Origin of the sequence: Mucilaginibacter flavus (assembly GCF_030409315.1) — a bacterium.
GTDB classification, from domain to species: Bacteria; Bacteroidota; Bacteroidia; order Sphingobacteriales; family Sphingobacteriaceae; genus Mucilaginibacter; species Mucilaginibacter flavus.
Window position 1 is genome coordinate 25,897 of sequence record NZ_JAUFPS010000026.1, and the last position, 13,352, is coordinate 39,248.

At 42.8% G+C, this 13,352-nt stretch carries 15 protein-coding genes; 3 read left to right on the forward strand and 12 right to left on the reverse strand.

Annotated features, from left to right (window positions below):
• Positions 1-12 precede the first annotated feature (12 nt).
• Together QWZ17_RS09935 and QWZ17_RS09940 are read left to right on the forward strand one after the other, a co-directional pair.
• Entirely contained in the window at positions 13-1,068 is a 1,056-nt protein-coding gene (locus QWZ17_RS09935; protein ID WP_290305043.1) for an RluA family pseudouridine synthase, read from the forward strand.
• Positions 1,069-1,180: 112 nt separating this feature from the next.
• A complete protein-coding gene (locus QWZ17_RS09940) occupies positions 1,181-2,017 on the forward strand; it encodes an aminotransferase class IV (RefSeq protein ID WP_290305044.1) in 837 nt (278 codons plus the stop codon).
• Between the two features lie 219 nt (positions 2,018-2,236).
• On the opposite strand, the gene QWZ17_RS09945 is transcribed toward QWZ17_RS09940, so the two are convergent.
• The 4 genes from QWZ17_RS09945 to QWZ17_RS09960 all read right to left on the reverse strand — a co-directional run bounded on the left by QWZ17_RS09945 (position 2,237) and on the right by QWZ17_RS09960 (position 4,688).
• A complete protein-coding gene (locus tag QWZ17_RS09945) occupies positions 2,237-2,644 on the reverse strand; it encodes a hypothetical protein (RefSeq protein ID WP_290305045.1) in 408 nt (135 codons plus the stop codon).
• A 95-nt stretch (positions 2,645-2,739) separates the two neighbouring features.
• Positions 2,740-3,495: an ATPase gene (locus tag QWZ17_RS09950; RefSeq protein ID WP_290305046.1), complete on the reverse strand. Its 756-nt coding sequence runs from the start codon at positions 3,493-3,495 to the stop codon at positions 2,740-2,742.
• Between the two features lie 32 nt (positions 3,496-3,527).
• Positions 3,528-3,737: a hypothetical protein gene (locus QWZ17_RS09955; protein WP_290305047.1), complete on the reverse strand. Its 210-nt coding sequence runs from the start codon at positions 3,735-3,737 to the stop codon at positions 3,528-3,530.
• Between the two features lie 156 nt (positions 3,738-3,893).
• Complete coding sequence (locus tag QWZ17_RS09960; RefSeq protein WP_290305048.1) at positions 3,894-4,688, reverse strand: DUF3050 domain-containing protein; 795 nt, start codon at positions 4,686-4,688, stop codon at positions 3,894-3,896.
• 156 nt (positions 4,689-4,844) lie between these two features.
• On the opposite strand from QWZ17_RS09960, the gene QWZ17_RS09965 reads away from it, so the two are divergent.
• Positions 4,845-5,486 carry a hypothetical protein gene (locus QWZ17_RS09965; RefSeq protein WP_290305049.1) on the forward strand — a complete coding sequence of 214 codons (642 nt, stop codon included), beginning with the start codon at positions 4,845-4,847 and terminating at the stop codon, positions 5,484-5,486.
• On the opposite strand, the gene QWZ17_RS09970 is transcribed toward QWZ17_RS09965, so the two are convergent.
• The 8 genes from QWZ17_RS09970 to QWZ17_RS10005 form a co-directional block, all read right to left on the reverse strand.
• The gene (locus tag QWZ17_RS09970; protein ID WP_290305050.1) at positions 5,470-6,669 is read right to left on the reverse strand and encodes an aspartate aminotransferase family protein; all 1,200 of its coding nucleotides are present in this window, start codon (positions 6,667-6,669) and stop codon (positions 5,470-5,472) included. The two genes, QWZ17_RS09965 and QWZ17_RS09970, sit on opposite strands and share 17 nt — an antisense overlap.
• Positions 6,670-6,799: 130 nt before the next feature.
• Positions 6,800-7,288: a hypothetical protein gene (locus QWZ17_RS09975; protein WP_290305051.1), complete on the reverse strand. Its 489-nt coding sequence runs from the start codon at positions 7,286-7,288 to the stop codon at positions 6,800-6,802.
• Positions 7,289-7,301: 13 nt separating this feature from the next.
• Positions 7,302-8,255: a hypothetical protein gene (locus tag QWZ17_RS09980; protein ID WP_290305052.1), complete on the reverse strand. Its 954-nt coding sequence runs from the start codon at positions 8,253-8,255 to the stop codon at positions 7,302-7,304.
• Between the two features lie 73 nt (positions 8,256-8,328).
• Complete coding sequence (locus QWZ17_RS09985; protein WP_290305053.1) at positions 8,329-8,886, reverse strand: RNA polymerase sigma factor; 558 nt, start codon at positions 8,884-8,886, stop codon at positions 8,329-8,331.
• Positions 8,887-8,913: 27 nt separating this feature from the next.
• Positions 8,914-9,879, reverse strand: coding sequence for a transketolase family protein (locus tag QWZ17_RS09990; protein WP_290305054.1), 966 nt, complete (start codon positions 9,877-9,879; stop codon positions 8,914-8,916).
• Between the two features lie 115 nt (positions 9,880-9,994).
• Positions 9,995-10,840, reverse strand: a complete 846-nt coding sequence (locus tag QWZ17_RS09995; RefSeq protein ID WP_290305055.1) for a transketolase — start codon at positions 10,838-10,840, stop codon at positions 9,995-9,997.
• Between the two features lie 63 nt (positions 10,841-10,903).
• A complete protein-coding gene (gene bcp, locus QWZ17_RS10000; RefSeq protein WP_290305056.1) occupies positions 10,904-11,365 on the reverse strand; it encodes a thioredoxin-dependent thiol peroxidase in 462 nt (153 codons plus the stop codon).
• Between the two features lie 11 nt (positions 11,366-11,376).
• Positions 11,377-13,092: a M23 family metallopeptidase gene (locus QWZ17_RS10005; protein ID WP_290305057.1), complete on the reverse strand. Its 1,716-nt coding sequence runs from the start codon at positions 13,090-13,092 to the stop codon at positions 11,377-11,379.
• Positions 13,093-13,352: the final 260 nt, after the last annotated feature.

The following is a 13,352-nucleotide window of genomic DNA, read 5'->3' on the forward strand; positions in this document are numbered from 1 at the left end:
TTTTGCCCTCAAATGGCATACGAACCCGAGCTGATAGAGCAGGAAGAACAGGATTTATTTGAACACTTGCGCGTAGTAGTTGATAAAGGTCAGTCGCTGCTACGTATTGATAAGTTTTTGATGCACCGGGTGGAGAACGCCTCGCGTAACCGTATCCAAAATGCCATTGAGCTGGGTAATGTACTGGTAAACGATAAGCCCATAAAAAGCAGTTACCGGGTAAAACCGCTGGATGTAATTTCGGTAGTATTGCCGCATCCGCCCCGCGATACCGAGGTTTATCCCGAAAATATTCCCATCAATATCGTTTACGAGGACGATGATGTACTGGTGGTTGATAAAGCCGCAGGTATGGTGGTACACCCGGGTTACAACAATTACACGGGTACCTTGGTGAACGCCTTGGTATACCATTTTCAGCAATTGCCAACTTTGCCGGGTAACGATGGCCGGCCGGGCCTGGTTCATCGTATTGATAAGGATACATCGGGTTTGTTGCTGATCAGCAAAAACGAACGCTCAATGAGTTGGTTGGCCAAGCAGTTTTTTGACCATACCATCACCCGTAAATATGTTGCTTTAGTTTGGGGAGATTTGCCTGAAGACGGAACGGTAACGGGCTATATAGGCCGCAGCATTGCCGATAGAAGAGTGATGTCGATATATGACGACCCGGAGAAGGGAAAGTGGTCTGTAACGCATTATAAAGTGTTGGAGCGTATGGGCTACGTTACACTGATTGAATGCCAGCTGGAGACTGGTCGTACCCACCAGATCCGCGCGCACATGCGGCATATTGGGCATCCCTTGTTTAGTGATGCTACCTACGGCGGCGATAAAATTTTAAAGGGGACCGTATTCAGCAAGTACAAGCAGTTTGTTGAAAACTGTTTTGAGCTGATGCCGCGCCAGGCACTGCATGCGCAGGTGCTGGGCTTTTTGCACCCCACACAAAAGAAACAGGTGCTGTTTGAATCGCCTTTACCGCCAGATTTTGAAAGCGTACTGCTAAAATGGCGTAAATACACGGCTGCTGATAATCAATCAAATACAAGTAGCCAGGAATAGTACTTCATTATCTGTTAATATAAGCATGGTTTTTGTGTAACAGTATGGCATTTATAAATTTAATCTGATTTAAAAATCTGCACATTTGCACATCTGAAATTCGCACATCTACATGACGCCTGTGTTTATCAATTTTAACGGACAAATTCTTCCTCAAAACAGCCCGCTATTGACCATAGCAAACCGCGCTTTTAAATATGGCGATGGATTGTTTGAAAGCATGCGCCTGATGAAGGGGCAATTGAAATTTGCCGACCTGCATGCCGATCGCCTCCAACGCGGCATGAAGGCCCTTAAAATTGATGGTTACTCGCAGATGGATACCTGGTTTTTAAAGGAGATTGTAGAGGAACTTGCCCGGCGTAACAAGGTAAAGCATGGGCGGCTGCGGTTAACTGTTTATCGGGATGCCGAAGGCTTGTACACACCAAGCCAAAACAAGATGGGTTATTGCCTGGAGCTAACAGAATCTGACGAACCCCGTTATTTTTTGAACGAGAAAGGTTTGATTATGGATGTGTTTACGGAGTTACCTAAGCCATCAAACTACTTGTCAAACATCAAAACCTGCAACTCGCTTATTTATGTGATGGCGGGCATCTATAAATCACAAAACAAGCTGGATGATGTGTTTCTGCTAAATCAAAATGGTTTCCTGTGCGAAGCCAGCAGCTCTAACATATTTATCAACTATCAAAATCATTTATACACCCCTGCGCTAAGCGAAGGTTGTGTTGAAGGCGTAATGCGCCAGGTTGTGATCAAACTGGCCCGAAACGCTAAAATGGACATCACCGAAGCCCAAATTAACCCCGATATCCTTTACGAAGCCGACGAGGTATTTTTAACCAACGCCACCCGCGGCATTCAAACGGTAATGGGCTTTGGCGTACGGCGCTACTTTAATAGGGTAAGCAAGGTTTTGATGGATGAGTTGAATAAGTTGTAGATTGTGAGTTTGCAGTTTGCAGTTTGCAGTTTGCAGTTTGCAGTTTGCAGTTTGCAGTTTGCAGTTTGCAGTTTGCAGTTTGCAGTTTGCAGTNCAGTTTGCAGTTTGCAGTTTGCAGTTTGCAGTTTGCAGTTTGCAGAAAATGGGTTACAAGTTAGTCAAAATTCCAAAAATCTAATAAGTCTGTTTAATCCCGGTTCAGACAAAATTCGAAATCAATTACAGCTGCTTCTCATAAATAAAAAAATGCCCGGTCTGCGGATCTTCTTCATATAAACTACCGTTATCTGGTTTTGTGTGCCAAATATTTAATCCTTTTTTATTGATGAACCAGGATGGTGCATCTTGTGGTGGTGTAGGAGTATCGCTTGTAATATGCAGATTATTTTGTTTGATGAACTCTAATTTCCATTGCACCGTTGGTGCCAATTCCAGGTAAACAATGTACTCGCGACTAAAATGCGCCGATTGCCAGTACCTGCCATGGATAGCACGCACATTCTTATCCAGTTTTTGGTTGGCCCATAACATAAATGCGTCGTTGGCGTTGGTTGAGTTTTTCTCCCGGCATCCGCACATCGTGAGCAAAAAAAGTATAGCGAATGCTGGGCCGAACCTGCGTTTCATATGGTTAAATCATTGATATTTTACTAATAAGTGTGAACCATGATAGATGTATAATAAACTTGCTCCTTAAAGGTTTAAAAGGAAAAAACGAACTATCAGCCTACCTTTTCCAGATAATGGATTTTGAACCATTCCGGAATATCCTCCAGCTTGATTTCGTCCCATACTTTTTTGCCGCCAACTACTTTAAAGTGCGCAAAAAGTTTAAAAAATCCGCCTTCTTCTGAATTGTCAAAAAAATAAGCCTGGTAAGCTAATTGCGCGGCGTCATGGAGGAAGCCAAGCGCCCGTTCATAACGTTGCGCTATTTTCTCCGGAGGGACATCATGCCCTCCTTTCTTTTTTCTCGCTTCAACCCGGAATTTATTAATCTCCGCCGACTCTGTCGAAACAAAATAAAGGTAAACTTTGTACCCCGCTGCTACGGCATCCCTCATGATCTGAAGTTTGCCCGAATGAGAAAAGACAGTCTCAAAAGAAAATCGCTTTTGTTCCCTCAGTAACTTTTTGCGCAGATAATCGGCAATCATTTGCGCCAGCCTTTCTATGTTTTCTACCTTTAAGCAAAAAATAAAATTGTTATCGAGGCTGTAGGTTGTTATGAGATCGGCTGCTGAAAAACCATCTCTCAACAAGCCCGATGCGCCCACGATATCCCGAAACTCGTTATGGGTTGCCGTGATTTTAAAACGATGGAAACTAAAGCCTTTGCCCGAAATTAAGGCAACTGCTATATCATCAGCGTTGATATAATAACCGAAGTCTATCGGTTTGTTATTAGCTTTATATTTTTGGATACTTTGTATTACGGTACTTTTGCCTGAGCCATTCGGGCCAGCAAAAACACGCATACGGAGTTGTCGTACGGGCTGCGTGCGGGACATTAATCTAATTTGATGGGGCCAGTGCTGCCAGAAACGGCGATAGTGCCAATTATCTGTTGGGAGCCGTCTGAGAATTTTTTCACTACTTGTCCATTTTCAGCCACCACATTATATCCCATCACTTCAACAGTCTCTTTAGATGCAGCTTTCATCCCCCTTCTGGCAGCGCGAACTACGATCCTTTTAGTAAGATACTCTTCTTGTTTCATGATTAAAGGTACGAATTTTAAATACAATACAGTAAAGGCTTATTTACTGTAATTCATTCTTTTTTTGATAACTCACTACCTATGTTCAACGGATCTTTAAATTGAAATTTAAGCCGATTTTCTTGCCATTTGATAAGCAATGATCAAATATAACTTTTACTCCGCTATTACTTGCGCATTGATGGCCGCAAATATTCCATCCCAAAGGTTAATGCGCTCCTGCAATGCTTCCTGAACGGCGATAGTTGCTTCTTCCCATTTCTGATCGTCTTCGCCGCAAAGTTCGGCGGTCATTTCGTAGGCTAAATTGGAATGGTGATCACCGTCGACCTCAATATGGCGCTCCAGGTAATAAAGCAGGATATCAACCTTACCCGGCAATTGTTGGCTAATTTCTTTTACAATGCTCACAAACATATCCGGAATTAAATCCTCACGACCGAAGGTAAACACCGCTGCCTGCACGTGGCTTTTGTTGTTATTGATCACTTCAAAAGTGTGCTGTACAAAGTTGCGGGCCGCCAAAGGGATTTCGGCAATAATTAAAGCCTCATCAATGTGTTTGCCAAAGTTTAGCTCGTTAAACAGGTTGTTAATGGCAGTAGCCTCGCTGCCGGCTTGTTGCATGGCGCGCAGGTATAATTCAAAATGGCTGGTACGGTTGCCTTGCTCATCTACATCACTTTCCTCGCCGGTTACAATTTCATTGATCAGGTAACGTGTATTGGCATTGCCGGTTAGCATCCATGGGGTAGTAGTGCAGGTAAGCCTTTGTTGCAACGATTTTAATAGCGACATAAAATCCCAAACCGCAAATACGTGGTGATCCATAAAAGCGGTCAATTCATCTAATGAGTTGATGTTTTTATATAATTCGTGCTGAATTAACTGATCTCGTAAAGGTTGGATTGTTGATTTTAAGCGTGCTATGCGGTCGCTGAACTGTGCCATGTGCAATTGAAAATTAATGGCCGCAAAGGTAACAAACCTAAGGGTTTAAAACCAGTAAGTTGTGGTTTTTGACTTTGGGTTGATGTGCCATCGGCCTGTCAAATTAAATCAGTAACAATTTTTAGCTAAACAATCAAATAGCGCATATCTTTAAATATGAAATTGACCGCCTTATTTCCAATTGTTGCAGCCGTAGTTTTAGGTATCGGTTGTAAACAGCAGCCTGCTAAAGATTCGGCCACGCCAGAAACCGAAATTCCTGAACCCTTAAAAGATGAAAAATCAAGTTCCGGTTTTATATCGAAATTCAAACCGCGTGAATCGATGATGGAAGAAATTTATAGTGATCTGGAGAAAAAAGATTCCGTGTTACAAAAGTTAGAGATCGAATTACAGCACTTTCATGCCGGGATACCCGATAGCTTGAAAAAGTTTGATGGGTATAGTGCAAAATCAATTGCATATTATACATCGGCAAACGAGTCTTTAAAAACGCTTAAGGATACGGTGCTGAGAGACGAGTTAAAGGCTGTGCTTGCTGATAGTAAATCTAAATATATGAATAAAATAAGTCGGTTCACCAACTTACGGGCTCACATTGATAGTAACCAGGTTAAAATTGAAGATTATCACACCGTTTTAAAAGTGGTGGCAACGTTACCCATTATTGAAAAGTACCAGGATGATGGGATGCCCGATATTACCAGTACGGCAAATTTGGCCAACGAAGCGCAACGCCTGCGTGCCAAAACTTATCAGTTAGTTAAAAGTAGGAAAAGAGTTAAAGCGGCGAATTAGTGTAGTAGTCAATGGCTTCAATAATCACCTCACATGCCATTGCAATTTCATCGGGCTGAATGATGAGGGGAGGGGCAAGACGCATGGAATTGCTGCAATGCAAAAACCAATCGGTAATAACGCCGTTTTCAATGCAGCGATCTATGATTTTTTTATTGAGGTCGAAGTCGGCCAATTCAAGGGCCAACATCAGGCCTTTGCCGCGTACTTCCTTGATAGCCGGATGAACCAACAGTTTACGGAATTGAGCTTCCTTTTCGGCTACGCCAATTACCAGGTTATCTTCAAGTAAAACTTCCAATGCCGCTAAACCGGCGGCGCAGCATACCGGGTGCCCTCCAAAAGTGGTGATATGCCCAAGGATGGGATTATCTTTCAAGGCATCCATAATTGGGGTTGATGCGATGAACGCTCCAACAGGCATGCCGCCCCCCAAAGCTTTTGCCAGCAGCAAAATATCGGGCACAATGCCAAAGTGCTCAAAGGCAAACAACTTACCTGTACGCCCAAAAGCAGCCTGGATTTCATCTAATATCAGCAAAGTGCCGGTTTCATCACAACGTTTGCGTAAGGCCTCCATGTATGCAAAATCAGGAACGCGAATACCTGCCTCACCTTGTACGGTTTCGATGATCACGCAAGCAGTTTGCTCGGTTATCAGTTGCAGGTCATCTATATTATTAAAATGGATAAAACTAACCCCTGGTAACAACGGGCGATAGGCCTGCTTAAATTCTTCGTTACCCATCACACTTAACGCCCCTTGGGTACTGCCATGGTAGGAGTTGTGGCATGCTATGATCTCGCTACGGCCTGTAAAACGCTTAGCCAGTTTCAACGCGCCTTCAACAGCCTCCGCGCCCGAATTGGTGAAATAAACAGATTGCAAATTATCTGGTAATACCGATATTAATTTTTCGGCAAAAAGTACCTGTGGTGTTTGCACAAATTCGCCATAAACCATCAGGTGCATGTATTTATCAACCTGCTCTTTAATGGCTTCCTTAACTTTAGGGTTGCCGTGCCCAAGACTGCTTACCCCAATGCCCGATATCAGGTCAATAAAAGCGTTTCCCCTGGCATCGTACATATAAATTCCTTCGGCACGCTCAAATTCCAGCAACAACGGAAAGTTGGTAGTTTGCGCGTTATTAGCCAAAAAAAGCTGACGAAGAGTTGGCATTTTTAATTATTGAATTATTGAGTACGGGAATTAACAGTCAGCAAAACTCACCATTTAATCAGTATTAAACGAATTTATAATCCAGCTAAGACCAATGAACTAATGAACCAGTGAACAAATGAACCAATAATCAATTTCCTGCTCTTTCGCTGCGTTCGCTGAGTTGTTTGATGAGTTCGTCGTTAAATTCCTGTTCGCTTTTGTAAAGCTTGCTCACTTTCTCGGGTGGAAGGATTTTTGAAAAGGAATCCCTGTAGCGTTTACGTATGGCCACCAACTGACTTTCGTAATAAATTTCCCTGTCTATCTGCTCAGTTCCGTTAGATGCGGCGCTGGAGTTATTGAGGCGTTTTAAAATACGTACAGCGGTAAGTTCCTGTTGGTACTTTTGGTAGATAGGCCAAAATTTAGTCGATTCTTCATCGGATAGATCAAGTTGCTTACTAATAAAATTATTACGCGCCGCTTCCAGCTTTTTACCGATGGCTCCCTTTTTTACCCGGTTTGCACCGGGTGCTGTTCTGCCGGCGGGTACAAGCGAATTGGCTTGCCCAAAGCAGTGATGAGCGGTTGCTACAATAAAAAGTACTACAAAAATATGCCTGATCAGGTTACGCATTAAAACTCCTCAATTAATTAGTATCTATATAATCCGACAGATCTTCATCCAAACTCTGGCTGTTAACTTTTTGCGATCCATCCATCAACGCACGGGTATCGCTTGCATCCATGTGCAATTGCAGGTAGTTTTTGATTTCGGCTACCGGCACTGTCGAAAGTTCCTCATGCAAATAAGTATGCGCGTGATCTGTTGTTGCCGGGGTAGCGCTTTTAAACACCACGCCAATGCCCAGTATCAAAGCAAAACAGGCCGCGGTAGCATATCTAATGGTATGTGATGCAAACATGCGGCGTACAAGGCCTTTTTCTTTCTTTTTAACCGCTTCCTGAAAGTTGATCACATTATCTGTTTCTTCAACTTCCTCTTTATCCTGCTGGTTAACGGTTTTATCTAAAATGCTTTGACTAAGTTTATCAAAATAGTTTGCCGGCAATTCAAAACCATCGGCTTCGCTGCTCATCAACTCTTCAATAGCTATACGGCTTTGAATGTTGTTGCTTAGTTCATCAAAATAATTTGCAGGTACCGCAAAAACTTCATCCCCGCTATTGGCATACTGCTCAATAGTTAACCTGCTTTGGATATTGTCGTCCAGTTCGCCAAAATAATTTTCAGGAACGGTAAAGCTTTCAGCCTCATTATTCACGTATTGCTCAATGGCAATTCTGCTTTGGATGTGGCTTGCCTGCTCGTCAAAAAAATTTGGGGGTGTAGTGAAGCCGGTATTATCAGTACCTAAAGCCGCCTGGATATTGATGCGGCTTTGTATGTTGCTGTTTAATTGTTCAAAGTAATTTTCAGGCACGTTAAATCCTGTAGATGAGTTTTTAAGCTCTTCCAGCCTGATGCGTGATGTTATGTGCTGCGCTAATTCATCGAAATAGGCAGACGGCACCATGAACGGGTTATTTGCGTTAACCTGTTTCAATGATGTATAATCATCCAGCCATTCCCTATTGTCCATATCGCTTTTCATACACAACTATAGATGAACAAAGTGCTAAAAGGTTTAACGTGATTATGAAAATTTTATGAAATTAATCTTTTGACAGTAAATAAGCCTCTATCTTCTTGACTGCCAGGTGAAAAGATGCTTTTAGCGCACCCACACTTGTACCCAGCACGTCAGAAATTTCCTCATATTTCATATCCTCATAGTATTTCATGTTAAAAACAAGCTTTTGTTTTTCTGGCAGGGTTAGCAATGCTTCCTGTAGTTTACGCTGTGCCGCGTCGCCATTAAAATACGCCGAATCGGCCAGTGTATCGGCCATGTGCTCGTAATTAACATCATCCAACGAAACATTATTTTTTTGCTTCTTTTTATTCAAAAAAGTAATGCATTCGTTGGATGCTATGCGGTACATCCAGGTATAAAGCTGCGCGTCATTCCTGAAACCAAGCAGGTTTTTCCAAACTTTAACAAAAATATCCTGGGTAAGGTCGTCCGCGTCGTCATGATCAATAACCATGCGCCTTACATGCCAGTAAATTTTTTGCTGGTATTTTTTAAGCAGCAGGTTAAACGCTTCGTTCCGCGTTTTCTCTTCCCTGAACTTGCTTAAAATCTCTGAATCTTCTACCTGCACCGACATTTTATAATTTTTATAGTTAAATGCTAATTAAGCATTTTTGTTTTTTCTTTCGATAACCTTTTTAACGGCCGCTACAATATGGTCTGCATCTAAACCATATTTAGTCATCAGTTGTTCTGGTGTACCGCTTTCGCCAAAGCTATCGTTTACAGCCACATACTCTTGTGGAGTAGGGTTATTAACAGCTAACAATTGTGCTATGCTATCGCCCAAACCACCTAAACGGTTATGCTCTTCGGCAGTTACCACGCAACCGGTTTTGGCTACTGATTTTAATACCGCTTCTGCATCCAAAGGTTTAATAGTGTGGATGTTGATGATCTCGGCATCAATACCTTCTTCTGCTAATTTTTCGCCTGCTAAAATAGCTTCCCAAACCAGGTGACCCGTAGCAAATATACTAACATCAGCACCTTCGTTCACCATCCATGCTTTTCCGATCTCGAATTTTTGATCAGCATCAGTAAAAATAGGAACAACCGGGCGGCCAAAACGCAGATAAACCGGGCCTTCATGTTCGGCAATGGCCATAGTAGCCGCTTTGGTTTGATTATAATCGCAAGGGTTAATTACCGTCATGCCCGGTAACATTTTCATCAGGCCAATGTCTTCTAAAATCTGGTGGGTAGCACCGTCTTCACCCAAAGTTAAACCAGCGTGTGAGGCGCAAATTTTAACGTTTTTGTTTGAGTAAGCTACCGATTGACGGATTTGGTCATAAACCCTGCCGGTAGAGAAGTTGGCAAAAGTACCTGTAAAAGGGATTTTCCCACCGATAGTCATACCAGCGGCAATGCCAATCATGTTTGCTTCGGCAATACCAACCTGTACAAAACGCTCAGGAAATTCTTTAATAAAATCATTCATTTTTAACGAACCGATAAGGTCGGCGCAAAGAGCAACAACCTGGTCGTTTTTTTTGCCGGCTTCCAGCAGCCCGGCACCAAAGCCCGAGCGGGTATCTTTTTTATCTGTATAAGTATACTTTTTCATTTGAGTTGTGAGTGATGGGTTTTGAGTAATGAGTTTTTATTATTTGTTGATAGGCAGTTTTGAACTTGAGGAGATGAGTTAAACTCAAAACTCAGTACTCAAAACTGACAACTATTTAATAATCGCCCAAAGTTTCTTCTAACTGTGCTAATGCAGATGCAAGTTGCTCGTCATTTGGAGCAGCGCCATGCCATTTGTGTGTGCCAACCATAAAATCAACGCCGTATCCCATTTCGGTATGCATTAATATCATGATAGGTTTACCCTGTCCTGTACGGCTTTTTGCAAGCTCCAGTGTTTTAACCACATCGGCCATATCATTACCTTTCATTTCCAAAACATCCCATCCAAAGGCAACCCATTTGGCATGTAAATCGCCTAACGACAATACCTTTTCGGTTGGTCCGTCAATTTGCTGGCGGTTAAAATCAATCGTCGAGATCAGGTTATCAACCTTGTTATGTGGGGCAAACATGGCGGCTTCCCAAATCTGGCCTTCCTGTAACTCGCCATCACCATGTAAGGTAAATACAAGGCTTTTATCGCCATTTAATTTTTTGGCTAAAGCAGCACCGATGGCTACAGACAAACCCTGGCCTAATGAACCAGAAGCGATACGTACGCCCGGCAAATGCTCATGCGTAGTAGGGTGGCCCTGTAAGCGGGTGTTCAGTTTACGGAAGGTTGCCAACTCGGCTTTATCAAAATAACCGGCATGTGCCAAGGTGCTGTAAAACACCGGCGAAATATGGCCATTTGATAAAAAGAAAAGGTCTTCGCCAATACCATCCATGTTAAATTTAGGATCGTGGTTCATCACCTCAAAATACAGTGCGGTAAAAAAGTCTGTACAACCTAATGAACCACCAGGGTGGCCAGATTGACAAGCATGTACCATGCGTACAATGTCGCGCCTAATTTGCGACGCGGTTTTTTCTAATTCTTGAATTGTTGATTTCATTAAAATTTAGGAAATTAAAGGAGCTGCTAATCTAAAAAATAATTGTTGTTATTTTAACACTTATTATTTAACAAGATCCAGCACTTGTTGTGATGAATTTTTGGTATCAACTTTACTAATTAAATGGGTAATGATGCCATCGCCATTAATAATAAAGGTGGTGCGGGCAGTGCCCATATATTGTTTGCCGTACATGTTTTTCTCCACCCAAACGCCGTAGGCTTCAACTATAGCTTTTTCGGTATCAGAAATGAGTGTAAAGGGCAGGTTGTATTTAGTCTCGAATTTTTTGTGCGATTTTTCGTCGTCGGTGCTTACACCAATTACATCATAGCCTTTGCTTAGTAATGATTGGTAGTTATCCCTAAAATCACATGATTCGGCAGTACAGCCGGGGGTATCATCTTTAGGGTAAAAATAAAGGATGATATTTTTGCCTTTATGGTCGGCCAACGAAACGGTATTTCCGTTTTGATCTTTAGCTGTAAAATCGGGGGCTTTATCGCCTTCTTTCAATGTTGACATGCTTTTAATATTTATCTGTAAAAATCTGCGGTAAAATCTGCAAAGTTATTTTTGTTATCAACCAGGGTAAGTTTAAACGTATGCTTACCTGGCGCAATATCGCCGCTAAAGGTATAGCTTAAAATTTTAGTTTTATAATCCAATTCCATCAAAACCCACTTATTATCAATAGTTCCGGAATAGCTTTTTATGCCCGATAGATTATCGCTCATCCTAAAGTTGATGCTGTGAGCCAGTTTCATACTGCTGCCATTTTGAATGTTGAGCGGATGGATCACCGGCGGAATGGTGTCTATTTTAATAAAGTAATCGCCAAACGTACTGGTTTGCGTTTTTACCCAGCCATCCTGGTAGTAGCCGCCTACGCAGCCCATGGTGGTGCTCACTATTACGGCTTTATCGGCATATTTGCCTAAATCAACTTCGGGCTTTATCCATAGGTCGTAATTTTCATGAATAGGGGTAAGTCGGTTATGGATATGGTGGATGGACGAATAGCCGCCAACAGGTTTGGCCGAGTTGGAATAAATAAAATCCAGGTCATCGTACAAATTGCCGGGCATAACGGTAACCTTTACCTTATCGGTACTAAACTCGCTCTTTTTATCGTAGTGAAATAAGGTGCCTGCTATTTTATTGGCTGTTGCGGTAAACGGACTTGCCTGTACTTTTAGCTTTAAGGACGATGTATTGCCGGCCACATCTTTTACCACGTATTCCACATGGTGCAGAGCGTTATCATTAAAGGTGATGATGCCCCGGTTAACGGATTGGGGATACAATGAAATGTGGCTGCCTGGCATAATAAAGCATTTCTGCATCCACCTGCGCGATTGCTCATACGCCGGAAAATCGATATAAGCATTAATGGCATGTGTTTGATCGAAGGCGAAACGCTCAACAGCAAAAGTGTACACCGTTTTCCCATCAAGTTTTAGCTCCAACGAGTAGATGCCATTATGATTGGCCGATGTACTATTCATATCGGTGGTATTGATGCCAAAACCAATATTGCCGCTCAAGTGTAATACTTGCGGTTTGGCAAGGTGATAATTACCGGCTGCACCGGTAACGGCCATAAAATCGCGCGGCGTTTTTTCGCTGAAGGGGTTGCCGTTCAAATGATAAATGCCGATGGAAGTAATGGTAGGCGGTACCTGATCGGGAATGGTTAAGCCAAACAGCTGCGGATTAATGGTTTCTTCGGTTTGGGTATCCCTGATCTCGAAGTGTACATGCGGCCCGGCAGATGCGCCTGCATTACCGGATATAGCTACCACATCATCCTTACAAACCGGTACCTGTGTAGGCTGCAATTTAAAATCGGCCTCAAAGGTTTGGTGCTCATACTGGTAAGCCTTTACCAAAGTAGCCACAGCCGGTGTAAATGCTGATAGGTGACCATAAACAGTAGTGTAACCGTTAGGATGGGTAATATATATAACCCTGCCAAAACCGCCATATTGTACCCTCACCCTTGATATATAGCCATCATTCACCGCGTAAACCGGGTAACCAATACGCTGGTTGGTTTTAAAATCGAGCCCGGAGTGGAAGTGCGCCGGTCTTAATTCGCCAAAAGAACCGGCGGTGGTGTGCGGAAGCAAATCAAGCGGGTAGCGGAAATAGTTTTGCGGGTAAGCCCTGCTTTGTATGGTTTGCGCAGAAAGGTTTGTATAGATGCTTATAAGTAATATGCAGAAAATGATGATTCTTTTTTTTACCATGCTTAAAAGGCTGATTGGGGGTTTTGCTAATTATTTTCTGTTATTGATTTGTGCCCATTGACATATGTTTTGCAATCAGCTCTGTATGTTGGCGACGACTCACCCCGGCAACGCTTCGCTGGCCGACCCTCTCTCCGGCTAAAGCCGCATAGAGGGTGAACCCATTTTTTTGTTTTTTTCGCCCCTCTATGCGACGCAGTCGGAGGAGGGGCAGACGGGCGTAGCCTCGTCGGGGTGAGTCGTCTGCGTGATTTCCGCTT